This is a genomic window from Streptomyces pluripotens, assembly GCF_000802245.2.
GTDB classification, from domain to species: domain Bacteria; phylum Actinomycetota; class Actinomycetes; order Streptomycetales; family Streptomycetaceae; genus Streptomyces; species Streptomyces pluripotens.
Genome location: NZ_CP021080.1, coordinates 4,865,812 through 4,888,244, shown reverse-complemented (window position 1 = coordinate 4,888,244; position 22,433 = coordinate 4,865,812). Strand labels below are relative to the sequence as shown.

General features: G+C 70.4%; 22 protein-coding genes and 1 pseudogene. 9 read left to right on the top strand and 14 right to left on the bottom strand.

Translation table 11 applies throughout. The features are described 5' to 3' along the window. Window positions 1-14: 14 nt before the first annotated feature. From LK06_RS22090 to LK06_RS22080, 3 genes are all read right to left on the bottom strand, one after another. Window positions 15-872, bottom strand: a complete 858-nt coding sequence (locus LK06_RS22090; protein WP_039658036.1) for a PHP domain-containing protein — start codon at window positions 870-872, stop codon at window positions 15-17. Between the two features lie 187 nt (window positions 873-1,059). After that, entirely contained in the window at window positions 1,060-1,701 is a 642-nt protein-coding gene (locus tag LK06_RS22085) for a DUF6758 family protein (RefSeq protein WP_039658035.1), read from the bottom strand. Window positions 1,702-2,062: 361 nt separating this feature from the next. After that, complete coding sequence (locus LK06_RS22080; RefSeq protein ID WP_039658033.1) at window positions 2,063-2,647, bottom strand: suppressor of fused domain protein; 585 nt, start codon at window positions 2,645-2,647, stop codon at window positions 2,063-2,065. Between the two features lie 524 nt (window positions 2,648-3,171). Between LK06_RS22080 and LK06_RS22075 the strand changes: the two genes are divergently transcribed. Both LK06_RS22075 and LK06_RS22070 read left to right on the top strand, forming a co-directional pair. Then, complete coding sequence (locus LK06_RS22075) at window positions 3,172-4,296, top strand: magnesium and cobalt transport protein CorA (RefSeq protein WP_039658031.1); 1,125 nt, start codon at window positions 3,172-3,174, stop codon at window positions 4,294-4,296. Window positions 4,297-4,319: 23 nt separating this feature from the next. Next, complete coding sequence (locus LK06_RS22070) at window positions 4,320-4,832, top strand: hypothetical protein (protein ID WP_039658029.1); 513 nt, start codon at window positions 4,320-4,322, stop codon at window positions 4,830-4,832. A gap of 103 nt (window positions 4,833-4,935) precedes the next feature. Here the strand turns inward: LK06_RS22070 and LK06_RS22065 are convergent, their stop codons facing one another. Further along, a complete protein-coding gene (locus tag LK06_RS22065; protein WP_039658027.1) occupies window positions 4,936-5,676 on the bottom strand; it encodes a hypothetical protein in 741 nt (246 codons plus the stop codon). Between the two features lie 286 nt (window positions 5,677-5,962). Between LK06_RS22065 and LK06_RS22060 the strand changes: the two genes are divergently transcribed. From LK06_RS22060 to LK06_RS22050, 3 genes are read left to right on the top strand one after another with little or no spacing between them, the layout of a single operon-like run. Continuing rightward, on the top strand, window positions 5,963-7,264 hold the full coding sequence (locus tag LK06_RS22060; protein WP_039658025.1) for a magnesium transporter MgtE N-terminal domain-containing protein: 1,302 nt from the start codon (window positions 5,963-5,965) through the stop codon (window positions 7,262-7,264). Further along, window positions 7,254-7,853, top strand: a complete 600-nt coding sequence (locus tag LK06_RS22055) for a DUF1003 domain-containing protein (protein WP_039658024.1) — start codon at window positions 7,254-7,256, stop codon at window positions 7,851-7,853. Before LK06_RS22060 ends, LK06_RS22055 begins: the two co-directional genes overlap by 11 nt. A gap of 43 nt (window positions 7,854-7,896) precedes the next feature. Next, the gene (locus LK06_RS22050; RefSeq protein ID WP_039658022.1) at window positions 7,897-9,030 is read left to right on the top strand and encodes an Mrp/NBP35 family ATP-binding protein; all 1,134 of its coding nucleotides are present in this window, start codon (window positions 7,897-7,899) and stop codon (window positions 9,028-9,030) included. 193 nt (window positions 9,031-9,223) lie between these two features. Here LK06_RS22050 and LK06_RS22045 read toward each other — a convergent pair whose 3' ends face one another. The 5 genes and pseudogenes from LK06_RS22045 to sigE form a co-directional block, all read right to left on the bottom strand. After that, window positions 9,224-9,889: a hypothetical protein gene (locus LK06_RS22045; RefSeq protein WP_039658019.1), complete on the bottom strand. Its 666-nt coding sequence runs from the start codon at window positions 9,887-9,889 to the stop codon at window positions 9,224-9,226. Window positions 9,890-10,139: 250 nt separating this feature from the next. Further along, window positions 10,140-10,595 (bottom strand): sec-independent translocase, encoded by a 456-nt coding sequence (locus tag LK06_RS22040; protein WP_039658018.1) that lies wholly within the window; start codon window positions 10,593-10,595, stop codon window positions 10,140-10,142. Window positions 10,596-10,679: 84 nt separating this feature from the next. Then, window positions 10,680-12,571, bottom strand: a pseudogene (locus LK06_RS22035) (S1C family serine protease). Between the two features lie 126 nt (window positions 12,572-12,697). Beyond that, complete coding sequence (locus LK06_RS22030; protein ID WP_078858886.1) at window positions 12,698-13,786, bottom strand: anti-sigma factor family protein; 1,089 nt, start codon at window positions 13,784-13,786, stop codon at window positions 12,698-12,700. Beyond that, entirely contained in the window at window positions 13,783-14,496 is a 714-nt protein-coding gene (gene sigE / locus LK06_RS22025) for an RNA polymerase sigma factor SigE (protein ID WP_039658016.1), read from the bottom strand. Before sigE ends, LK06_RS22030 begins: the two co-directional genes overlap by 4 nt. A 234-nt stretch (window positions 14,497-14,730) precedes the next feature. On the opposite strand from sigE, the gene LK06_RS22020 reads away from it, so the two are divergent. After that, window positions 14,731-15,429: an O-methyltransferase gene (locus tag LK06_RS22020; protein WP_071659144.1), complete on the top strand. Its 699-nt coding sequence runs from the start codon at window positions 14,731-14,733 to the stop codon at window positions 15,427-15,429. 84 nt (window positions 15,430-15,513) lie between these two features. Here LK06_RS22020 and LK06_RS22015 read toward each other — a convergent pair whose 3' ends face one another. Next, window positions 15,514-15,681 (bottom strand): DUF3117 domain-containing protein, encoded by a 168-nt coding sequence (locus LK06_RS22015; RefSeq protein WP_018544333.1) that lies wholly within the window; start codon window positions 15,679-15,681, stop codon window positions 15,514-15,516. 375 nt (window positions 15,682-16,056) lie between these two features. Between LK06_RS22015 and chcB the strand changes: the two genes are divergently transcribed. Further along, the gene (chcB, locus tag LK06_RS22010; protein WP_039658013.1) at window positions 16,057-16,860 is read left to right on the top strand and encodes a 2-cyclohexenylcarbonyl CoA isomerase; all 804 of its coding nucleotides are present in this window, start codon (window positions 16,057-16,059) and stop codon (window positions 16,858-16,860) included. A 62-nt stretch (window positions 16,861-16,922) separates the two neighbouring features. On the opposite strand, the gene LK06_RS22005 is transcribed toward chcB, so the two are convergent. Both LK06_RS22005 and LK06_RS22000 read right to left on the bottom strand, forming a co-directional pair. Beyond that, window positions 16,923-17,555 carry a DNA-3-methyladenine glycosylase I gene (locus tag LK06_RS22005; RefSeq protein ID WP_039658011.1) on the bottom strand — a complete coding sequence of 211 codons (633 nt, stop codon included), beginning with the start codon at window positions 17,553-17,555 and terminating at the stop codon, window positions 16,923-16,925. After that, window positions 17,552-17,914 (bottom strand): DivIVA domain-containing protein, encoded by a 363-nt coding sequence (locus tag LK06_RS22000; protein WP_039658010.1) that lies wholly within the window; start codon window positions 17,912-17,914, stop codon window positions 17,552-17,554. Before LK06_RS22000 ends, LK06_RS22005 begins: the two co-directional genes overlap by 4 nt. A gap of 124 nt (window positions 17,915-18,038) precedes the next feature. Here LK06_RS22000 and folP point away from each other — a divergent pair, with 124 nt between their 5' ends. After that, a complete protein-coding gene (gene folP / locus LK06_RS21995) occupies window positions 18,039-18,899 on the top strand; it encodes a dihydropteroate synthase (protein WP_043408115.1) in 861 nt (286 codons plus the stop codon). 313 nt (window positions 18,900-19,212) lie between these two features. Here the strand turns inward: folP and LK06_RS21990 are convergent, their stop codons facing one another. After that, window positions 19,213-19,971, bottom strand: coding sequence for an LOG family protein (locus LK06_RS21990; RefSeq protein WP_039658007.1), 759 nt, complete (start codon window positions 19,969-19,971; stop codon window positions 19,213-19,215). A 153-nt stretch (window positions 19,972-20,124) separates the two neighbouring features. Next, a complete protein-coding gene (gene dapE, locus LK06_RS21985; RefSeq protein WP_043433723.1) occupies window positions 20,125-21,204 on the bottom strand; it encodes a succinyl-diaminopimelate desuccinylase in 1,080 nt (359 codons plus the stop codon). Window positions 21,205-21,301: 97 nt separating this feature from the next. Here dapE and LK06_RS21980 point away from each other — a divergent pair, with 97 nt between their 5' ends. Then, window positions 21,302-22,291 (top strand): heavy metal transporter, encoded by a 990-nt coding sequence (locus tag LK06_RS21980; RefSeq protein ID WP_174673913.1) that lies wholly within the window; start codon window positions 21,302-21,304, stop codon window positions 22,289-22,291. Window positions 22,292-22,433: the final 142 nt, after the last annotated feature.

Sequence of the window (22,433 nt, the reverse complement as noted above, 5' to 3'; positions counted from 1 at the left end):
AGAGGCGGGGGCCGTCAGATCCCGCCGGCCCCCGGAACGGGGAATGCCCCGGTCGCCCGCCGCGTGATTTCCCCGTACACGTCGGGGTCGGTCGTGTAGGCGCCCAGCGACACGGCCTTGCGGCTGCCGTGATAGTCCGAGGAGCCGGTGACCAGCAGATCCAGTTCCTTCGCGAGACCACGGAGCCGGTCCCGGGCCTCCGGGTCGTGGTCCACATGATCGACCTCGATACCGTCGAGCCCGGCCTCGGCCATCTCGGCGATCCGGTCCTCCGGTACCGTACGGCCGCGCTTGACCGCGGCTGGATGCGCGAAAACAATCACGCCACCCGCGCTCTTGACAAGCCGGATCGCCTCGAAGGGGTTCGTCTCGTGCTTCTCGACGAAGGCCCGCCCGCCGTCGGCCAACCACTCCTCGGTGAACGCGTCGCCCACCGTCGGCACGACACCCAGCTCGACCAGCGCGGTGGCGACATGCGGGCGCCCCACGGAGCCACCGTCGGCGATCCGCTCAACCTGCTCCCAGGTGACCGGCACGCCCAGCGCGTTCAGCTTGGCGACCACGCCCTTGGCTCGCGGGATCCGGTCGTCCCGAACCAGCTCACGCTCGGCGAGCAGGGCAGGCTCCTCGGGGTCGAAGAGGTAGGCCAGCATGTGCATCGACACGCCGTCGACGCGGCAGGACAGCTCGGCGCCGGTGACCAGAGTGAGTCCCTCGGGAAGCGCGGCAACGGCCTCGGGGTAGCCACGGGTGGTGTCGTGGTCGGTCAGCGCGACGACGTCCAGTCCGGCAGCGCCGGCCTTGCGCATCAGCTCAGCCGGGGTGTCCGTACCGTCGGAGGCCGTGGAGTGACAGTGCAGATCGATACGCACACGGGCTCCAGGCGGGACGGACGGACGGGGACACACCAAGGATAGCCGGAAGAACGGCATGCCCTGTCACACCCGCAGCAGCAGTGCACCCCCTACACACCTCACCCCGCCCACCCAGGCACTACACCGCCGACCGCCGCGCGAACAGCGCGAGCCAGGAAGACTGGGGAAGGGCGGGGCGCCGCCCCTACGGCCGGAGCAGGCGCGGCGACAGCGCCCCGCACGGCACCAGGTCCAGCTCCGCTCCCGCGTCCCGCAGATCGGTCAGCACCAGTTCGTCGTACATCATCAGCCCCGACTGTTCGGGCCACACCACCGCCCACAACCACAGCCCCAGCGCCTCACCAGCGAAGACGGCCCGATCGTCCGGGGTGGCCGAGACGTGCCAGAGCGGAGTCGGCCGACCGGCGGCCAACAGCTTGGCCTGGGGTGGCTTCTCGACACTGATGTACGGGCCCGGATCCGGGCCGTCAATGCCCGCGTACCGCGCACCGAGGCCGACGCCGAGTTCCTCGGCGACCAGGATCAGCTCCCCCGGCCCACCGAGCGGAGCGGGACCGGAACAGGCCACAACGGCGGCTCGACCACCACTGCGCTCGTCACCCGCATAAGCCACACCCGTGAAGAGCCAGCCGACCGGCAGCGGCCACGGCATCCACACCGGGACACGGGTGCGCTGCACGATGGCAGCAAGAGCCTCGACACTGGGCGGGATCACGGGCTGCAGCGGAAACACCGTGCCGTGCACATCGCACTGCCACGAATCGGCGAAGAGGCCGGGAGCCCTGACCCGGCCACCGCACCTCGGGCAACTGGGTTCGCCCCTCATAGGGCTCCACGCTCCTACCCCTGCTCGCTCACGTCAAGGACGATCACCCGTCCGGACGGAACAGCTGCCCGTCCCCCACTAAATGCACAATGCACTCATTGGAGGCGCCAACCCCGTGCGCGCATGAACCAACCACGTCACCCCCGCGCGTGCAGAACGTGCGGAAGCGGTTCGGCTCGGTGAAGGTGAAGGTGCTGTCGGTCACCGCCTTGCCGGGTGCGGCGGTGGTCGCCCGTACGGCGCCGGGCCCTCACACCCCGAGGCGGAGGAACGGAACGCGGAGGTGCCGCCGAGGACGGCATCGGCGCCTCGACCAACTGACCTTTCAGGGAATGGACTTGGTGAGCTTGCTCACCTTGGGTCAGTCGAGCGGGACGGACCGGCGGGAGGGATCCCTCAGATCCGTCCCCTGCGCGAGCCAGCGCTCCTGGAGGGCCTGAGCACCGTGCACCCGCTTCCACGCGGCCTCGTTCGGTGTCATCGGCAACAGCGGCAGGAACCGTACGGGGTCCATCGGTGCGTCCAGTTCCAGATCCTCCACGAGCCCCCCTGATTCGCCCACCAGGACCGAGGTGAAGGGGGCGTCGGGCCACAACGGCTCACCCACGTCCAATGACGCGCCGGGGACCACCACCAGGCCCTCCACCTGGGGGGATGCCGCGAGGACGGCAAGCGGGCGGAGCACCTTGGCCGTGTCGGCGACGCCCGCACGGACGGACAGAACCAGTTCGGCCCTGGGACCCTCGACCGGGTCCGCGACCATCGCCGTGGGGTCCGTCATGGGGTGCCGGGACATACCAAGGGTGGCGTACCTGAGGACGTCTGCCTCCTGGAAGCGGAGCACTTCGATGCGGTCCGCACCGAGGAAGGTGACCGCGGCACGCGCGTCCGGTTCGCCCAGCGCGGTGTGCAACCGTGCCTCGACCAGAGGAAGAACATCAACCATGCGGCGAGCATAGAACTCGTCAGCTGCGGGCAAAGCGGCACCTTGACAGTACGGGCGGCTGGTACGGTGAGCCGGTGGTTTCGGGGCAGCACGCAGAAGCGGCGCTATCGGGTCCCGACACCGACGAGACTCCCTTACGAGGGACCGGCCGGAGGAGGTGGGGCTGTCATGGATCGAAGTCGACCGTGCAGTACCACCCGCTCTTCCGCCCGCTGATGTAGTTACCGGCTGGCTACCGCCTCTCCGCGCGCGTCGCCGTTCGGAAGAGCACTTCGTTTCGCTTCACCTGATCTGTCCGGCGCGACTGGTCCCTCGGATCCGTCTGGTTCGGGTCAGTTCTGCGTCAGTTCTGCATCAGCAGCGCAGTCGCCACCGCGATGGTGCGGTGCTCCCCGCTTTGCGGACGTGCCAAACCTCCTTCTCTGCCCGAAGGGCAGGAAGACCTCTCCAGGACCGTCCCCATTCCGGGAAGTTCCAACCGTCGTCGGCGCGCTGTCGTTGCCCGCCTGCGAAGGAGCCTGCCCATGTCGATGATCCGCGACCTGCGCGCCGTGGTCCGCCCGTCGTCCCGCGTCTCGCTACGGGGGGACGCCGGCGTCTCGTACGACACCACCCGCGCCCCCGGAACGCCGTCGGCCGTCGTGGACTGCGCCGTGTACCGCGACGGGGCCCGAGTGGCAAGCGACAAGCCACTGACCCCACAGGAGGCGATGCGGCTGGTACGGCGCGACGGCGGCTTCGTGTGGATCGGACTGCACGAGCCGACCGAGGCCGAATTCGCGGGTATCGCAAGCGAGTTCGGGCTACACCCGCTGGCCGTCGAGGACGCGGTGCAAGCGCACCAACGGCCGAAGTTGGAGCGGTACGACGACTCACTGTTCACCGTCTTCAAGACCATTCACTACGTTGAGCACGACCAGCTCACCGCCAACAGCGAAGTCGTCGAGACGGGCGAAGTCATGTGCTTCACCGGCGGGAACTTCTTCATCACCGTCCGGCACGGCGGCCAGGGTTCGCTCCGAGCGCTGCGGCACCGGCTCCAGGACGACCCCGAACTCCTGGCCAAGGGCCCCTCGGCGGTGCTGCACGCGATCGCCGACCACGTCGTGGACGGCTACATCGCGGTCGCGGACGCAGTGCAGGACGACATCGACGAGGTCGAGACCGAGGTCTTCTCTCCTGGCCGCAAGGGTGGCGTCTCGCGTGGTGTGGACTCGGCGCGCATCTACCAGCTCAAGCGCGAGGTGCTGGCGTTCAAGCGCGCGGTGGCCCCACTGCTACGCCCCATGCAGCTGCTGAGTGAACGGCCGATGCGGCTGGTCGACCCGGACATCCAGAAGTACTTCCGGGACGTCGCCGACCACCTGGCCCGGGTCCAGGAGCAGGTCATGAGCTTCGACGAGCTCCTCAACTCCATCCTCCAGGCCAACCTCGCGCAGGCGTCCGTCGCGCAGAACGAGGACATGCGCAAGATCACCGCGTGGGCAGCCATCATCGCCGTACCCACGATGGTATGCGGGGTCTACGGTATGAACTTCGACTACATGCCCGAATTGCACTGGAAGTACGGCTATCCGGTGATCATGGGCGTCACGGTCGCCCTGTGTCTGGGCATCCACCGCACGCTCAAGCGCAACGGCTGGCTGTGAGCCGGCCTGGTTAGGCTGGACGCATGACAAGCGAGCTGCTCGACCGGTCCCTCATCGAGGAAGCCTCGAAGAAGTCCGGCCTCCTCTGGGTCAGAGGCGCCGGGGCCCCCGCCGCACGCGCGCTGTGGCACGTGTGGCACGAGGGTGCGGTGTGTCTGGTCGGTGACGGACCCGGTGAACAGCCGCTGCCCGCGCTCATGGACGGGGGCGTGGCCGAGGTGACCGTGCGCAGCAAGGACAAGGGGGGCCGGCTGGTGTCGTTTCCGGTGGCCGTGTCTGAACTGGTTTCCGGGTCCCCGGAGTGGGAGGCGGTGGTCGCCGAGCTGAAGGGGAAGCGGTTGAACGCCCCCGACGGCGAAGGGATGCTGGGCCGCTGGTCCCGCGAGTGCCGGGTGCTCCGCCTGGTGCCCGACGGTGATGTGGCACCGATGCCCTCCGGAAGTCTGACCGAGCCGCCACTGCCGTCGCCTGCGACGACGCGTCGGCCGGTCCCCGCGGGCCTGCCGAAATTGCTGGCCAAACGTCGCAGGAAGTGACGCCCGGGCGGCGGAGGGCGGCGGACGACCAGCCTCGCCGCCCCAAAGCCCTCCAAGGCCCCCAAGCGCTCCAAGGCCTCCAAGGCCTCCAAGGCCTCCAAGGCTAGGAAGCCGGCAACTTCTTGCCGTAGTCCACCGTCTCCGATTTCGCGGGTTCGGTGACGGCGAAGTCCTTGCCCCAGTCCGAGAAGCGGAGGGTGCCCGCGTCACCGGCGCGCACCAGGCGCAACGGATACGGCTTGCCCTGGAGGGAGACGTCCAGGGTGCCCCCGGAGCCACGGTCGCCGGTGATGCGGATCGTGCGGGTGCCCGACTGGTCGTGGTGACCGTCCGTGGCCAGCGTGCCATGGAGTGTCAGCAGCCCGTGGAGGAGGACGTTCTTGTCCGTGAAGCCGCTGAACTTCTGGTAGGCGGGATCCCCCTGAGGCACCTTCACGTACTTGCCGTTCAGCTTGCCCGCGGCGCCGTCGCTGCCGTCGGTGTGGTTCCAGAAGTCCGCGCCGGCCTTCAGATACAGCTGCTTGCCGACCCTGAGCAGTCTGAAGGTGGTGCCCCGTGACGTCACCGACCCCGTCCCACCGGCAGCCTTGAGTCGCATGTCCAGTGTGTACGTACGGCCGCTGGTGACCACGGTCCCGGACAGCCGTACCGCCGGTGCCGCGTCAGCCGCCGCCCGGGTCTGCGCCTGGATCTTGTCGGCGGGCAGCCTGCCCACACCGTTCGTCCCCGCGTCCGGGTCGTCACCACCGCACCCCGTCAGCACAGCTGCCCCCGTCACGGCCAGGGCACACATCGCGGTCACCGGCGCGGCCCGCCGGGTTCGGCCGTGGGGAGTCGCAGTCACGGGTGGGGACACCTTTCTGACGATTCCTACTACCGGCCCCTGCCGCCGGCGGTCGTCGCGTGTCCTCGTCACCGGTTCCGGAGCGGCGTACGGCAGCGTACCGGTGCCGCGCCCACCTAGCGGAGTCAGTCCGTCCGGACCCCCCACCAGGGCGTATCCGACCGGCACGGGCTAGCCTGAAGCGCACCCGTGCGGGCAATTCCGAGCAATTCACGAACAACCGGAGGACCGAAACGACAAAGCGGTTCCAGGCCACGCAAGCAGCGACAACAGAGAAAGCAGAGCCATGGCAGCCGGCGCCCCCCGGATCTTCGTCTCGCACCTCGCCGGGGTCCCCGTCTTCGACCCGGCCGGCGACCAGGTGGGCCGCGTCCGCGATCTGGTCGTCATGCTGCGCGTCGGGCGCCGGCCCCCACGCGTCCTCGGGCTGGTCGTCGAGCTGTCCACCCGGCGCCGCATCTTCCTGCCCATGACCAGGGTCACCGGCATCGAATCCGGACAGGTCATCACCACGGGGGTCCTGAACGTACGACGCTTCGAGCAGCGCCCCACCGAGCGACTGGTCTTCGGCGAACTGCTGGACCGGCGCGTGACCCTGGTGGAGACCGGCGAGGAGGTCACCGTCCTGGACGTGTCCGTGCAGCAGCTGCCCGCACGCCGGGACTGGGAGGTCGACCGCGTCTTCGTCCGCAAGGGGAAGAAGACCGGTGCCTTCCGGCGGGCCAAGGGGGAAACGTTGACCGCAGAGTGGTCGGCCGTCACCGGGTTCTCCCTGGAGGAGCACGGGCAGGGCGCCGAGAGCCTGCTCGCCACCTTCGAGCAACTGCGCCCTGCCGACCTCGCCAATGTGCTGCACCACCTCTCCCCCAAGCGGCGCGCCGAGGTCGCCGCAGCCCTGGACGACGACCGGCTCGCCGACGTGCTGGAGGAACTGCCCGAGGACGACCAGATCGAGGTCCTCGGCAAACTGAAGGAGGAACGCGCGGCGGACGTCCTGGAGGCCATGGACCCCGACGACGCGGCCGACCTGCTCTCCGAGCTGCCCGAGGAGGACAAGGAACGGCTGCTGAGCCTCATGAAGCCCGCGGACGCCGCCGACATGCGACGCCTGATGTCGTACGAGGAACACGCGGCCGGCGGTCTGATGACCACCGAGCCGATCGTGCTGCGCCCGGACGCCACGGTCGCCGACGCGCTCGCCCGGGTCCGCAACCCGGACCTCTCCCCGGCCCTCGCCGCACAGGTCTACGTCTGCCGCCCACCGGACGAGACCCCGACCGGCAAGTACCTGGGCACGGTGCACTTCCAGCGGCTGCTCCGTGACCCCCCGTACACGCTGGTCAGCTCACTGGTGGACGATGATCTGCAGCCCTTGGCCCCGGATGCCGCACTGCCGGTGATCGCCGGGTTCTTCGCCACCTACGACATGGTGGCGGCGCCCGTGGTGGACGAGGCCGGGTCCTTGCTGGGCGCGGTGACCGTGGACGACGTGCTGGACCACATGCTGCCCGAGGACTGGCGGGAGACGGAGTTCCACCTGAACGAGGCGACCGAGGCGGACGAGGGAGCTGGTTCCCATGGCCCCTGAGCGGGAGGCCACCCGGGAACGTGCCCCATCGGGTGCCACGGCAGCGTCCCGGCGTGCACACCGGCTGGACCAACCGCGGCCGCCGCGTCGGCGCGTCCTGCCGGAGTGGGACCCTGAGGCCTTCGGCCGGCTCTCGGAGAGGATCGCCCGGTTCCTGGGCACGGGACGTTTCATCGTCTGGATGACGGTCGTGATCGTCATGTGGGTGCTGTGGAACATCGCGGCGCCCCGCGAGCTGCGCTTCGACCAGTACCCGTTCATCTTCCTGACCCTGGTGCTGTCCCTGCAGGCCTCCTACGCGGCCCCGCTGATCCTGCTCGCACAGAACAGGCAGGACGACCGCGACCGGGTGAATCTGGAACAGGATCGCAAGCAGAACGAGCGGTCCATCGCCGACACCGAGTACCTGACCAGGGAGATCGCCGCACTGCGCATGGGACTGGGTGAGGTGGCCACTCGCGACTGGATCCGCTCCGAGTTGCAGGACTTGGTCAAGGAGCTGGAGCACCACAGGCGCCACGACGGGCAGGTGGTATTCCCGGCAGAGCAGACAGAACGGTCGCCGGGACGTGACACAGACGACCGCTGAGGGGCTACCCGGAGGCCCCTCAGCGCGCCGTACCATCGTCCTTATGGCTACGGAAGACGCGGTGCGCGAGGCACTGGCGACGGTGAACGACCCCGAGATCAACCGACCCATCACCGAACTCGGGATGGTGAAATCGGTGGAGACCGGCACGGACGGAGCAGTCGCCGTCACCGTCTCTCTGACGGTCTCCGGCTGCCCCATGCGCGACACGATCACCCAGCGCGTCACCGAGGCGGTCTCCAGGGTCGAGGGCGTCACCCGCGTCGACGTAACCCTCGATGTCATGAGCGATGAGCAGCGCAAGGAGCTGGCGGCGGCCCTCCGCGGCGGCCAGGCCGAACGCGAGGTCCCCTTCGCCAAGCCCGGCAGCCTCACCCGGGTCTACGCGGTCGCCTCCGGCAAGGGCGGCGTCGGCAAGTCCTCGGTGACCGTGAACCTCGCCGCGGCCATGGCCGCCGACGGCCTCAAGGTGGGCGTTGTCGACGCCGACATCTACGGTCACAGCGTGCCGCGCATGCTGGGCGCGGACGGCCGCCCCACCCAGGTCGAGAACATGATCATGCCGCCGTCCGCGAACGGCGTGAAGGTCATCTCCATCGGCATGTTCACCCCGGGCAACGCCCCGGTCGTCTGGCGCGGTCCGATGCTCCACCGCGCGCTCCAGCAGTTCCTCGCGGACGTCTACTGGGGCGACCTGGATGTCCTGCTCCTGGACCTCCCGCCCGGCACCGGCGACATCGCGATCTCCGTGGCCCAGTTGGTCCCGAACGCGGAGATCCTGGTCGTGACGACCCCGCAGCAGGCGGCTGCCGAGGTGGCCGAGCGTGCTGGTTCCATCGCGGTGCAAACCCACCAGAAGATCGTCGGCGTGGTCGAGAACATGTCCGGCCTGCCGTGTCCGCACTGCGGCGAGATGGTCGATGTCTTCGGCACGGGCGGTGGCCAGGTGGTCGCCGACGGCCTGACCCGCACCACGGGTACGACGGTCCCGGTCCTCGGCAACATCCCGATCGACGTCCGCCTCCGCGAGGGGGGCGACGAGGGCAAGCCGGTGGTGCTGAGCGACCCGGACTCGCCGGCGGGCTCGGCGCTGCGGGCCATCGCCGGAAAGCTCGGAGGCCGGCAGCGAGGCCTGTCGGGCCTGTCGCTGGGCATCACACCGAAGAACAAGTTCTGAGGAACGTCACCGCAGCCGAAAGGGGCGCCGGAAACCATCGGCGCCCCTCTTGCCGCCCCTGGCCGGCCCTCGCACGAGGGCGGCCCTCACCGGCGGGCGACTTTCCTGCGCGAGGCGGCCTTCACCGGTGCGCGGACAACCGTCACGCACGGGCAACCGTCACGCACGGGCAACCGTCACGCACGGGCAACCGTCACGCATAGGCGCCGATGTCCTTCACCACCGCGAACCCCAGCCCGTACGCGCTCATCCCCCGCCCATAGGCCCCCAGATGCACCCCCGCCTCGGTGGAACCGGCCAGCACCCAGCCGAACTCCGACTCCCGGTAATGGAACGGTACGGCGATCCCATCCACCGGCAGGGAGAGGCGGGACCACTCCGGCCCGTCGAGATCGTCGGCCAGAGCCCATGCGGCCTCCGTCTGCTGTTCCAGCCAGTCGTCCCGCAGGCTGTGATCCATCTGCCCGGGCCAGGTGAAGGACAGCAGGCCCACTCCCGCCAGCCACGCCGACGAGGAGACCGAAGTCGCCTCCAGCAGTCCCGTGCCGTCGGCGCTCCTCCTGGAGGGGTGCGCGGCAACGGTGATCACGACCGCGAACTTCTCCCGCGGCTCACCGACCGAACCGGCCTCGATCCGCACGGAGGGCTCGTCGCCGTGTCCGATCGAACCGTGTTCGACGGCTCCGTCGGCCGCGGTGCCGACCTGCATGAGCCAACGTGGCCCGGTGAATGCCTCGTCAAGGCCGTACCACGGAAATGGCGCCCGCAGGTAGCCGTCGACCGTGCACCGGGCGGAGGGGAGTTGCTGTTCGCCCTCCGCGGCCGGCGCCTGCGCGCCCACCCGACTCGTCGTCTCCATCTACCCGGACGCCTCCTCGCTCTCGTCGGACCGGGGTGGCCCGCCCCCCTTCGGGCGTACGCTCCGGTCCGCACAACAACTTGGCAGCATATCCACACTGCTGAGACCAGCAGGGCAGGCTCTGGATGCGTGGGCCGCGCAAACGGCCTGTTCAAGCCGTGTGCGCCGGTCCCGCTCTATGAAACACGTCACGTGCACGGCGTGCACCCGCGCCCGCGTGTCGGGGTCGGACCAGTTGTCTAGTGCGGCACTAGGTGGCGTCGGCGTCGAACAGCGGCCGGTCGTCCGTGCTGGATTCCCCGGGCTTCTTCGTCATGTCGACGCGCCCACCGGTCGAGGAGGAGGACGGCAACTGCGCGGAAGAGGCGGCCGACGCCCCGCGGTCACGGCCGTTGACGGCATCCGTGACCTCGGCCATCTCCTCCTTCAGGTCGAAGCTGCTGCGGATCTCCTTCAGCCCCAGCTCGTCGCTGTCCAACTGCTTGCGGATGAACGCCTTGGGGTTGAGGTCGTCGAACTCGAAGTCCTTGAACTCGGGCCCCAGCTCACTGCGGATGTCCTGCTTGGCGCTCTCCGAGAACTCTCGGATCTTCCGGATCGTCCGCGTGACGTCCTGGATGACCTTGGGGAGCTTGTCCGGACCGAACACGAGCACGGCGAGCACGATGATGGTCACCAGCTCCAGTGGTCCTATGTCATTGAACACCTGACGCTCCTTGCGATGTCCTCGGTCGCTCAACGGTACCGGGCGTTCCCGCCCGACCGGTACCGCCCCGAGGTGAGACTTCTGTCAGTTCTGCGCCGAGGCTCCTAACACGAGTAGGACCTCCCGGTCGATGCCGTCGCGTCGGACCGTCAGCCGTAGCCGGTCGCCGGGCCGGTGGGCACGGACCTTGACGATCAGCTCCGCACCGGTGTGGACACGCCCGCCGTCGACCTCGGTGATCACCTCACCCGCTCTGAGACCGGCCCGCTCACCGGGGCCGCCCTTGACGACGGCTGGGCCGCCGCTCACGCTCGCGTCGTCGATGCGGGCGCCGTCGCCGGGGTAACCCATGTCGAGCGTGACGCCCATCACCGGGTGCGTGGCGTGACCGTGGTTGATCAGCTCCTCGGCGACGCGCTTGGCCTGGTTGATCGGGATGGCGAAACCGAGGCCGATGGACCCGGACTGGCTGCCGTCCAGGTCGGAGGCGCCGGCGGCGGAGCGGATGGCGGAGTTGATGCCAATGACCTCGGCCCGGGAGTCGAGAAGGGGGCCGCCGGAATTGCCCGGGTTGATGGCGGCATCCGTCTGCAGGGCGTCCACATACGACACGTCGCTGCCGTCGCCCTTCGTCCCGCCACTGGTGAGGGGGCGTTCCTTGGCGCTGATGATGCCAGCGGTGACGGTGTTGGCCAGATCGAAGGGGCCCCGATGGCGACGACGGGGTCGCCGACCCGAACGTCGTCGGAATTACCCAGAGGGAGCGGGGTCAGCCCGTGGACGCCGTGCACCTGCACGACGGCGAGGTCGTAGCCACTATCCCGGCCGACGACCTTGGCCTTGGCCAAGTCGCCGCTGCTGAACGTCACGGATACCTCGCCGTCCGACCCAGCGGATTCGACGACGTGGTTGTTGGTGAGGATGTGCCCCTCGGTGTCGAGCACGAAGCCGGTGCCGGTGCCCGCCTCGTCGGCCCCGGTGACGTGCAACGTGACGACGCTGGGCAGCGCGCGGGCGGCGATCCCGGCCACACTGTCCGGCGCCCGCCCGGCGGGCACGCCCCCGGCCTGCGGAAGGTGTACACCACCGCCCAACCCGTCACGCTCGACATAGGCTCCGGCGACCCCACCGATGCCGGCGGAGACGAGCGCGATCACCAGAGCCCACCCGAGCAGGCGCCGCTTCGCCCGTCCAGCGTGTTGGCCATACGTCGACATGGCGGCAGCGGTCTGCTGCCCCGGGGCGTGTGCGAGCGCTTCTTCCTCGGGTGAGCCCGCGCCCCAGGGACCGTAGCGGCCCCAGGGGGCGGCCACGGCCCCTGACGACTCGGGAGTGGCCACTGCCGACGCCGGGGCCGGAGCCTCAGCCGGCGGCGCAGAAGCCGCCGGCACGGATGCCGAAGCCACCCTTGGTGCAGGCGCCGGTGGACGGACCACAGGGACCGGTACGGGGCTGCCGGGTGCCGGCGCCGGTGCCGACGGAGTGGCGGTCTGAGGTACGGCCGCCCTCTGCACCGGAGTGACCGTCGGGTGCTGCACGGGCGGTGCCGGAGCCCAGGGGCCTGGCTCGCCGTACGGTGGGGTGCTGTAGGGGTCGGGGGCGTGCAACGGCGTCGGGCGCTCGGCCGAAGCGGCCCAGGGGGCGCTGCCCGCCGCTTGAGCCGCAGCCCGGCCCGGTCCTCCCACCACGCCGGGCCCGTCGCCGTCCTCCCGTTCGCCCTCCCGCGGGGCCGGTACGGGAGACGCCACCGGCTTGGCCAGCTCGAAATCCCCTTCGGCGTCACCGGCCGCGCCCCCTGGCGCTCCCGTATCGGCTCCGCGTTCCGGCCCGATCACCGGACGGTCCGGCTCGGTTCCCGGCGCGGTCTCATCGGCCAGGACGCCTTCCGGTACGACGCTCTCGCTTGCCTCGGCGGCCGCCACCGCCGCCGCGCCCTCCAGCCCTCTCCCCGGCGGGACGCGGTTCCCCTCGTTCATGCTCTCTCCACGGCTGACCGCGCGCTCGGGCAGCGGCAACGGAACGTCGACTCTGCACCCGGACCATCGCCGCGGGCACGGTCCTCACGGGATTCAACCAGGTTCGCGGTCCGGTGCAGAGACCCGTCAGGGGGTCTGGTGGGGAGCGGTCGGGGATGCCGGGTGAGCGAGGGCCGTGGGGGACGCCGGGTGAACGGGCGACGCCGGGTGAACGGGGGGCGTGGGGAACGCCGAAGGAGCGGGGGTGGTGTCGGGGACGGGGGCAAGGGCGGGCAGCAGACCGGAGCCGGTCGCCGCGGGAGGTACGGACCGGTTACGCAGGGGGAGGAACACGGAATCGTGCAGCGAACGTATCAGCGGGGACAGGACGGCCGCTCCCGCGGTCACCGGCGCCGTCAGGCTTCCCGCGCTGTCGTCCGGAGCCCGTTTCGGAACGGGGGAGGACGCTCCGGGCAGCAACGGCGCGGACAGGGAGGTCGGTGCCATCGGCGTCCGGCCCATTCCGCCCTGGGTGAGCAGTGGTCCCACCGAACGGCGACGTTGGGTGTCGGGCGTGGGCGCTCCCGTCCCCCTGCCGGTGCCCGTGCCCGCCGAGCCGGCCGGGAACACGTTGCTGCCGGTTCCGGTGCCGCCACCGCGGGCCTCTGCAGTCATGCCGCCCGAACCCGCGAGGGTCACTCCGCCGAGGGCCACCGCGGCCAGTGAAACCGCGCCGGCGGCGACGAACGCGAACCGCAGACCGCGCGGGGCCGAGCGGCCGTCGTCCGGGCGGCCGACAGGCTGGATGCGGAAGCCGCGCTCCTGCCGCTCGGGGGCGGGGTGGTGCGGTCGGGCCGGAACGTATCCGAACGCGAAGCGTTCACCGCGCCGCATTCCGAAGGCCCCGGAGGTTCCGGAGTCCGGCACGTCTGCGTGGGGTCCACCCCTGGACGACGGCGTGCCGCCGCCGTCCAGGCCTCCTCCCCCGGGAAGGCCCTGAAGGCGGGCCAGGAAGCTCTCCGAGGGCGGAGGCGGGGCCGCCTCGGCGAACACGTTCTTCAGCGCGCGCTGCGCTTCCGCCTCCGCCTTGCACCGTGCGCAGGTGGCCAGGTGTGCGAGGACCCGCTCACGCGTTTCATGCCCGAGCTCTCCGTCCACCAGGGCGGAGAGCCGGTCTCCCAGATGCTGCTCTGCGAGGTGCGCCTTCTCGACTGGGTTCGGCCATGTTCCACTCACGCGGTCGCGCCCCCTCCCCCCAGAGCGGGCACGCGGGTCAGGAAGGAGCGCCGCTCGGCCGCGCGGGCCTCCGGGGAGCGGTGCGCGAGGGCTTTGCGTAGCTGGGAGCGGCCCCGGTGGATACGGGAGCGCACGGTGCCGAGCTTCACGCCCAGGGTCGCGGCGATCTCCTCGTACGACAGCCCCTCGATGTCGCACAGCACGACGGCGGCGCGGAACTCGGGCGCAAGCGTGTCGAGGGCCTGCTGGACGTCGGCGTCGAAATGGGCGTCATGGAAGAGTTGCTGTGGGGTGGGCTCGCGGCTGGGCAGACGCTCGGCCGCGTCGTCACCGAGGGCGTCGAAGCGGATACGCTGCTTGCGCCGGACCATGTCCAGGAAGAGGTTCGTGGTGATGCGGTGCAGCCACCCCTCGAAGGTGCCCGGTGAGTAGGTCGACAGGGACCGGAACACCCGGACGAAGACCTCCTGGGTGAGGTCCTCGGCGTCGTGTTGGTTACCTGTCAAACGGTAGGCCAGGCGGTAGACGCGGCTGCTGTGCGTGCTGACGATCTCCTCCCACGTGGGCGGAGTCCACGCCTGCCCGTCCGCGTCGGTGGAGAAGGTCGCGGTCTGGGCGTCGCCTGCGGCGAAGCCGGCGGCGTGGCTGTCAGCAGCGGTGTAGGTCACGGATTTCGGCCTGCCCGCCGACCCGAGGAAGCGCCGCAGCACTCCACCCCGATCCCCGGGCGTGGCCGCACCTCCCCTGTCGGCTCTGGTGGTGTCCAGTGGAGCCCCTACCATAGCCACCTCGCCCGTTAGCTCCGGATAAGCGGTTTTACGAGAATTTGATACTTGCTGATGCGACGCGCACGGCTGTATCAGCACGCGCTCGGTGTCCTGAACCACCTCTTACCCCCCGTTGCCTCCCCGGTCACCCGGTCAACCCTTTAAACGCCCGGTCCCATCTGCGGGTTCCCGACGCCAACGGATACAGTCACGCCGAGGCAACCGCGGGGACAGGAGAGGGTCATTACCGGCAACCGGCAGACGAGCTGGGCGTTCGCCGACGCCTATGTCGCCGAGGACGAAGCACTGCACTGGGCCCGTGAGCGGGCCCTGGAGGCAGGGCTGCGCTCGGTGTCTCCCGGCACGGGATCCGCGCTGCGACTGCTCGCCGCCTCGGTGGACGCCAAGGCGGTCGCGGAGATCGGCACCGGCTGCGGGGTCTCCGGAATCCATCTGCTGCACGGCATGCGTGCGGACGGGGTGCTGACCACGGTCGATCTGGAACCGGAGCACCAGCAGTTCGCCCGGCAGGCCTTCCGCGCCTGCGGCTTCGCCAGCAACCGGGCCCGCTTCATCCCGGGCCGCGCCCTGGACGTGCTGCCCCGGCTCGCGGACGCGGGCTATGACCTCGTCTTCTGCGACGGGGACCGCCTGGAGTACGTGGACTATCTCGCTGAATCGTTGCGCCTGCTGCGTCCGGGGGGCCTGGTGGTCTTCGAGGGCGTCTTCGCCGACGGCCGCACGGTCGACTCGGGGCCACAGCCGCCGGAGGTGCTCCGCCTGCGGGAGCTGCTGCGCACGGTGCGCGAGAGCCAGGAGCTGGTGCCGTCACTGCTGCCGGTGGGCGACGGGCTGCTGTGCGCCGCCAAACGGTAAGACCGCGGGCCAGGACGGCCGGGAACACGGCTGCCCCGACACCGCGTACGGTGCCGGGGCAGCCGGGAGGACAGATGACTAACGTCAGACGACGACCTTCTTGAGGGCATCGCCGAGCGCCTCGGCCTCGTCAGGGGTCAGCTCGACGACGAGTCGACCGCCGCCTTCGAGCGGAACGCGCATGACGATGCCCCGCCCCTCCTTGGTCACCTCGAGCGGGCCATCGCCCGTCCGCGGCTTCATGGCCGCCATGCTCGTTCCCCTTCCTGAAACCAGCTCATCGTCTGCCGACGGCCCCGGAAGGGGCATCCACGAACCGAAACGGACACGCGACACCGGCATCGAACACATTGCTTCCCAGCCATTATCCCGCATCGCAGGACCCGATGACCAACATCGGTCGGCATCGCTTGGGCAACGCGCGCGAGCAAAACCACCCAATTCGGCGATGTGGCTGCGATACTGCGCCACCGTGCGGACACCCACCAGCCGACTCCACTCCGGTTTTCTTTGACGCAGGTCACACGTCCGGTCCGGCTCTTGGACGGCGATCTCCGCCATGCTGTCCTTCAGACATGGACGTACTGAGCGGTACGTCACCATCGGCGACACCGGAGGGGATGCCCCATGGCAGACACCGTGCTCTACGAGGTGAGCGACGGACTCGCGACGATCACGCTGAACCGCCCCGATGCGATGAACGCGCTGAACGTCGCGTCCAAGGTCGCCCTACGGGAGGCGGCGGAGGCAGCGGCCGGGGACTCGGCCGTACGGGCGATCCTGCTGACCGCCGCCGGAGAACGCGCGTTCTGCGTGGGCCAAGACCTCAAGGAGCACATCGGACTGCTCGCCGAGGACCGGGAGACCGGGGCCGGGCAGACGATGAGTACGGTCAAGGAGCACTACAACCCGATCGTGCGGGCCCTCGCCGGGGCGCCCAAGCCGGTGGTCGCAGCGGTGAACGGAGTCGCGGCCGGGGCCGGCCTCGGCTTCGCGCTCGCGGCCGACTACCGGATCGTGGCCGACACAGCGGGCTTCAACACCTCCTTCGCCGGCGTCGCGCTGACCGCAGACTCCGGGATCTCCTGGACCCTTCCCCGTGTGGTCGGCCCCAGCCGCGCCACCGACCTGCTGCTCTTCCCGCGCAGCATCAGCGCCCAGGACGCCCTTGAGCTGGGCATCGCCAACCGGGTCGTCCCCGCGCCCGAGCTGCGAGCCGAGGCCGAGAAGACCGCGCGGGCACTGGCCCAGGGCCCGACGGTGGCGTACGCGGCACTGAAGGAGGCGGTGGCCTTCGGCCTGACGCACTCCCTCGCCGAGACGCTGGAGAAGGAGGACGAGCTGCAGACCCGCGCCGGGCAGTCCGAGGACCACGCGATCGCGGTGCAGGCGTTCGTGAACAAGGAGAGGCCGAAGTACCTCGGCCGGTAGCCGGCGATCGTGTGCCGTGGCGGGGCGCTGGGAGGCTACGGCCCCAAACGCCCGCTACGGCGTCACCGGCCCGGTGCCGGAACTCCCCCTGAGGGGGCACCGCGAGACGGACCGGAGGTACGCGCGACGCAGGCTTCCAGGTGATCGTCCACCAGCCCGCACGCTTGCATCAGCGCGTACGCCGTCGTCGGGCCGACGAATCTGAGACCACGCTTCTTCAGTGCCTTCGACAGGGCGGTGGACTCGGGGGTGATCGCCGGAACGTCGGCAAGGGTCTTCGGAGCCGGGCGGCCGGCCGGATCCGGAGCGTGGGACCAGATCAACTCGTCCAGCTCGCCCGTTGCCCAGCCGGCGAGCACCCGCGCGTTCGCCATCGTCGCGTCGATCTTGGCGCGGTTGCGGATGATGCCGGGGTCGGCCAGCAGCCGCTCGCGGTCCTCATCGGAGAAGGCGGCGACCTCCTCGATGCGGAAGCCGGCGAAGGCAGCACGGAAACCGGGGCGGCGGCGCAGGATCGTGATCCAGGACAGGCCGGACTGGAAGGCCTCTAGGCTGACCCGCTCGAAGAGGGCGTCATCTCCGTGGACCGGGCGGCCCCACTCCTGGTCGTGGTAGGCCACGTAGTCCTCGGTGGACAGGGCCCACGGACAGCGCAGGCCCCCGTCCGGCCCGGCAAGGGCGGCTCCGTCGCTCATCGCTGGTCCCCCTGCTCGGGCTGCTCGGGCTTGTCCAGCCGGACCTGCCCGGTGACGGCTCGGGCTCCGGCCAGCGCGGCTTCCAGATCGCCGATCCGGGCGTCCCGCTCGGCGAGTTCGGCGGCGAGACGGCCCAGTGCGTCATCGACGTCGGCCATGCGGTAGCCGCGCGGGACGACCGGGAAGCGCAGGTCCTCCACATCGGCCCGGTCCACCGGGCGGTCGGCGGGCAGCGGATCCTCCAGCCGCTCCGGCGCCACCTCGGGCAACGCGCCGCCCTCACCGCCGCTCACCACGGCGAGTGTCACCGCGGCGACCACGACGGCCAGCGCGACGATCAGGAACAAGAACATCACCATCGCCGAGGGTCCCCACACTCTGTGCCGGATGCTGAAACTGTCAGGGTCCGATCGTGCCATGCGAGTCTGGCGGCTAGGGTCGCAGGCGCCGTACTGCGGGACGCACGAGGAGAGGTCACAGCGGATGCTCAGGCTGGGCAGGCGGGAATTCGGGCCGCACGAGCTGGTGGTCATGGCGATCGTGAACCGGACCCCCGACTCCTTCTACGACCGAGGAGCCACCTTCCGCGACGAGCCGGCGCTCGCGCGCGTCGAACAGGCCGTCGCCGAGGGCGCCGCGATCATCGATATCGGCGGGGTGAAGGCCGGGCCGGGCGAAGAGGTGACGGCCGAGGAAGAGGCCCACCGGACGGTCGGCTTCGTCGCGGAGGTGCGACGCCGGTTCCCCGATGTGATCATCAGCGTGGACACCTGGCGGGCCGAGGTCGGCGAGGCCGTGTGCGAGGCGGGCGCGGACCTGCTGAACGACGCGTGGGGCGGGGTGGATCCCGGACTCGCGGAAGTCGCGGCGCGGTACGGGGTGGGGCTGGTGTGCACGCACGCGGGTGGTGCGCAGCCGCGGACCCGCCCGCACCGAGTGACGTACGACGACGTCATGGCCGACATCCTCGGCGTGACCGTGGGACTGGCCGAACGGGCGGTGTCGCTGGGCGTGCCGCGGGAGGCGGTCTTGATCGACCCGGGGCACGACTTCGGGAAGAACACACGGCACAGCCTGGAGGCGACGCGGCGGCTGGACGAGATGGTCGCGACGGGCTGGCCGGTGCTGGTGTCCCTCTCCAACAAGGACTTCGTGGGCGAAACACTGGACCGCCCGGTGAAGGAACGGTTGCTCGGTACGCTCGCCACGACGGCGGTGTCGGCGTGGCTGGGGGCTCAGGTGTACCGGGTCCATGAGGTTGCCGAGACGCGCCAGGTGTTGGACATGGTCGCGTCCATCGCCGGGCACCGGCCTCCGGCGGTGGCGCGCCGGGGGCTGGCCTAGGCCGGCCCGGGGCGCACGGGATCGAGCAGCCTCCCGCACGGGAACGGCCGGCGTTCCGAAGCCGGGCCCCCTGAACGATCCGGAAGCCGGCTCTCGCTCCGGGAACGGCCGGAACGCCCCCCGTACGGGCAGGGGCGACCCCCTGGTGGCGGTTGGCCCCTGGTGTGGCCCGTACCGACCCGTGCGGCCCGTACCGACCCGTGGAGCCCGTGGAGCCCGTGCTGTCCGTGCTGTCCGTGCTGTCCGTGCTGTCCGTGGGGAGTACGCAGCGATCAGCCGGGGGGCGCTTCCGTTCGGCGGGAACGGGCCCGCCCTATCGCCCTGTCTCCTTCGAGACCAGTGCCACCGCCTCCTCCACCTCGTCCGTCACATGGAACAGCAGGAGGTCCTTGTCCGCGGCCTTGCCCTGTGCCACTAGTGTGTTCGTCAGCCAGGACACCAGGCCGCCCCAGTACTCGCTACCGAAGAGCACGATCGGGAAACGGGTGACTTTCTGGGTCTGAACCAGGGTGAGGGCCTCGAAGAGCTCGTCCAGCGTGCCCAGCCCACCGGGCAGGACCACGAAGCCCTGCGCGTACTTCACGAACATCATCTTGCGGACGAAGAAGTAGCGGAAGTTCAGGCCGATGTCGACGTAGGGGTTGAGTCCCTGCTCGAAGGGCAGCTCGATGCCGAGTCCGACCGAGATGCCGCCCGCCTCGCACGCGCCCTTGTTGGCCGCCTCCATCGCGCCCGGGCCACCGCCCGTGATCACCGTCCAGCCGGCTTGCACCAGACCGCGGCCGAGCCGGACGCCCGCGTCGTACTCGGCCGAGTCCACCGGCGTACGCGCCGAACCGAACACGCTGATGGCGGGCGGGAGTTCGGCGAGGGTACCGAAACCCTCGATGAACTCCGACTGGATGCGGAGCACACGCCAGGGGTCCGAGTGGACCCAGTCCGTAGGGCCGCCCGCGTCCAGCAGCCGCTGGTCCGTCGTACTGGACGTCACCTGGTTCCGCCGTCGGAGGACCGGTCCGAGCCGCTGCTCGTCCGGCGGCTGTTTCTTCCCCTCGGGGTTGCCGGTAGCCATGTGCGCTCCCTCCGCTTGCCGGTAGTTCGACCTCAGCCTAGATCTACGCGGGTTACGGAGGGAGGACGTGCGCGTGTCCGCCACGAAGCGCGGTGCGGCACGGCTTGGCGCGGCACGGCGCTGAACGACCGTGCACGGCACCGCGCCGCGCCACTACGCACTGAGCCAGTTCCGCAGGCGCTCCTCACCCGCGAGGATCTTCGCGGTCTCCACTCGCTCGTCGCGTTTGTGGGCCAAGTGCGGATTGCCGGGCCCGTAGTTGACGGCGGGGATCCCGAGCGCAGAGAACCGGGACACGTCCGTCCAACCGTACTTCGGTCGCGGGGTGCCGCCCACCGCCTCGATGAAGGCCACCGCGGCCGGATGGGTCAGGCCGGGCAGCGCTCCACCGCTATGGTCGTCGATGACGAACTCCTCGACGTCGCATTCCGCGAACACCTCGCGAACGTGCGCGATCGCCTCCTCCGCCGTGCGGTCGGGGGCGTACCGGAAGTTGACCGTCACCACGCACTCGTCGGGGATGACGTTGCCCGCGACTCCGCCGCTGATGCCCACCGCGTTCAGTCCCTCGCGGTACTCCAGGCCATCGATGACCGGGTACCGCGGCTGGTAGGAACCCAAACGGGCCAGGATCGGGGCCGCCGCGTGGATGGCGTTGGAGCCCATCCAGCCACGCGCCGAGTGGGCCCGCTCCCCCTTGGTCTTCAGCAGCACCCGGAGCGTGCCCTGGCAGCCCCCCTCGACCTCGCCGTCGGAGGGCTCCAGCAGGACCGCGAAGTCGCCGCGCAGCCACTCCGGGTGCGCCTCGGCCACGTGCTTGAGGCCGTTGAGGTCGGCCGCCACCTCTTCGTTGTCGTAGAAGACGAAGGTCAGATCGCGGTTGGGGGCGGGGACCGTGGCCGCGATGCGCAGTTGCACCGCCACACCCGACTTCATGTCACAGGTGCCGCAGCCCCAGAGCACACCGTCCTCGTCCAGCCGGGACGGCACGTTGTCCGCAATCGGGACGGTGTCGATGTGACCGGCCAGGACGACGCGCTCCGCCCGGCCCAGTTCCGTGCGGGCGATCACATTGTTGCCGTAGCGGTCGACCGTGAGGTGGGGCAGGGCACGCAGGGCGGTCTCGATGGCGTCCGCCAGCGGCTTCTCGGTGCCGCTCACCGAGGGGAAGTCCACGAGTCGCGCGGTGAGTGCGGCGGCGTCGAGCGCGAGGTCAAGCGATGTGTCGGCCATGCTCACGACCCTAGCGCCCTGCCTACGGGGACCAGGGCCCCCCGACAGTGTGCGGACCCCGCGTGAAGGCCTGACGGGGCTCCAGTACCTTGTACGCGTGCCAGAGCCGTCCCCCACTCGCCCCAAGCGTCACGGCCGCCTCCTCCGGTTCACCGCGGCCCTGTTGGTCCTGTGCGGCATCGCCGCGTACCTCGTGGTGCAGTACGTCACCGGCGGCGGCGCACGCGGCTGCAAGGTGGTGTCAGCCTCGGGCGGCGCGACATCGTACGAGTTCACACCGGAGCAGGCAGTGAACGCGGCGACGATCGCCGCCGTCGGCACCGAGCACGACATGCCCGAGCGGGCCGTGACGATCGCGCTGGCGACTGCCCTGCAGGAGTCGGGCCTGCGCAACATCGAACACGGCGACCGGGATTCGCTGGGGCTGTTCCAGCAACGGCCATCGCAGGGCTGGGGCACCGAGCGGCAGATCATGGATCCGTCGTACGCGGCGGGCATGTTCTATGCGCACCTGGCCAAGGTGCCGGACTACACGGATCTGCCACTGACGGTGGCCGCGCAACGGGTGCAGCGCAGCGGCTATCCGGAGGCGTACGCGAAGCACGAGGTGGACGCCTCGCTGCTGGCCGCGGCGCTGACCGGGCGCGCGGCGGCCACGCTGACCTGTGACGGGCGCCCGGCACGCACGGCCTCGGCGACCGGTCCGGACGCAGTACGGGCGGCGCTGGTAAGGGACTTCGGACGGGACGCGCTGCGGGAGGCCGGTGCGCAGGTGGGCGGTACGCCCGTGCCGGCGCCGACCCCCGCGCCGAGCGTGACCTCGACCGCGCGCGGGCGGACCGTGACCGTCCCGGTGCCCGAGGGCGCGAAGGCCGACGCCACCGGACGCACCGAACGGGAGCGGGGCTGGCAGCTGGCGCACTGGGCGGTCGCCAACTCCTCGGCGCTGCACATCGAGCGGGTCTCGTATGCAGGACGGGAGTGGAGCGCGGGCCGTGGTGCCGACCGGTGGGGGCCGGTTGGCCCGGCGGACGCCGGTGGTGCGCAGGAGTCCACCGGGGCGGTCAGGATCGTGACCGGACAGTAGTGCGGGGCGTCGCTCCGGCGGGTTGTGCGGCTTCGGACGGCCCGGCCGTCCGGGCGAAAGCTGCGAGGAGGCCTGGAACCCTTGGCACGCAAGGGCCGTAAGGATTCTGCAGGACTTCAACCAGACGGACTTTGCCCGTTTT

What these genes read in the sequence shown, in the direction of transcription:
- folP (WP_043408115.1), top strand. Translation starts at nt 18,039, where the DNA reads ATGCTCAGGCTGGGCAGGCGGGAATTCGGGCCGCACGAGCTGGTGGTC.
- LK06_RS22075 (WP_039658031.1), top strand. Translation starts at nt 3,172, where the DNA reads ATGTCGATGATCCGCGACCTGCGCGCCGTGGTCCGCCCGTCGTCCCGC.
- LK06_RS21990 (WP_039658007.1), bottom strand. Translation starts at nt 19,971, where the DNA reads ATGGCTACCGGCAACCCCGAGGGGAAGAAACAGCCGCCGGACGAGCAG.
- LK06_RS22055 (WP_039658024.1), top strand. Translation starts at nt 7,254, where the DNA reads ATGGCCCCTGAGCGGGAGGCCACCCGGGAACGTGCCCCATCGGGTGCC.
- LK06_RS22050 (WP_039658022.1), top strand. Translation starts at nt 7,897, where the DNA reads ATGGCTACGGAAGACGCGGTGCGCGAGGCACTGGCGACGGTGAACGAC.
- LK06_RS22000 (WP_039658010.1), bottom strand. Translation starts at nt 17,914, where the DNA reads ATGGTGATGTTCTTGTTCCTGATCGTCGCGCTGGCCGTCGTGGTCGCC.
- LK06_RS22070 (WP_039658029.1), top strand. Translation starts at nt 4,320, where the DNA reads ATGACAAGCGAGCTGCTCGACCGGTCCCTCATCGAGGAAGCCTCGAAG.
- LK06_RS22060 (WP_039658025.1), top strand. Translation starts at nt 5,963, where the DNA reads ATGGCAGCCGGCGCCCCCCGGATCTTCGTCTCGCACCTCGCCGGGGTC.
- LK06_RS22085 (WP_039658035.1), bottom strand. Translation starts at nt 1,701, where the DNA reads ATGAGGGGCGAACCCAGTTGCCCGAGGTGCGGTGGCCGGGTCAGGGCT.
- LK06_RS22005 (WP_039658011.1), bottom strand. Translation starts at nt 17,555, where the DNA reads ATGAGCGACGGAGCCGCCCTTGCCGGGCCGGACGGGGGCCTGCGCTGT.
- LK06_RS22015 (WP_018544333.1), bottom strand. Translation starts at nt 15,681, where the DNA reads ATGGCGGCCATGAAGCCGCGGACGGGCGATGGCCCGCTCGAGGTGACC.
- LK06_RS22045 (WP_039658019.1), bottom strand. Translation starts at nt 9,889, where the DNA reads ATGGAGACGACGAGTCGGGTGGGCGCGCAGGCGCCGGCCGCGGAGGGC.
- dapE (WP_043433723.1), bottom strand. Translation starts at nt 21,204, where the DNA reads ATGGCCGACACATCGCTTGACCTCGCGCTCGACGCCGCCGCACTCACC.
- chcB (WP_039658013.1), top strand. Translation starts at nt 16,057, where the DNA reads ATGGCAGACACCGTGCTCTACGAGGTGAGCGACGGACTCGCGACGATC.
- LK06_RS22080 (WP_039658033.1), bottom strand. Translation starts at nt 2,647, where the DNA reads ATGGTTGATGTTCTTCCTCTGGTCGAGGCACGGTTGCACACCGCGCTG.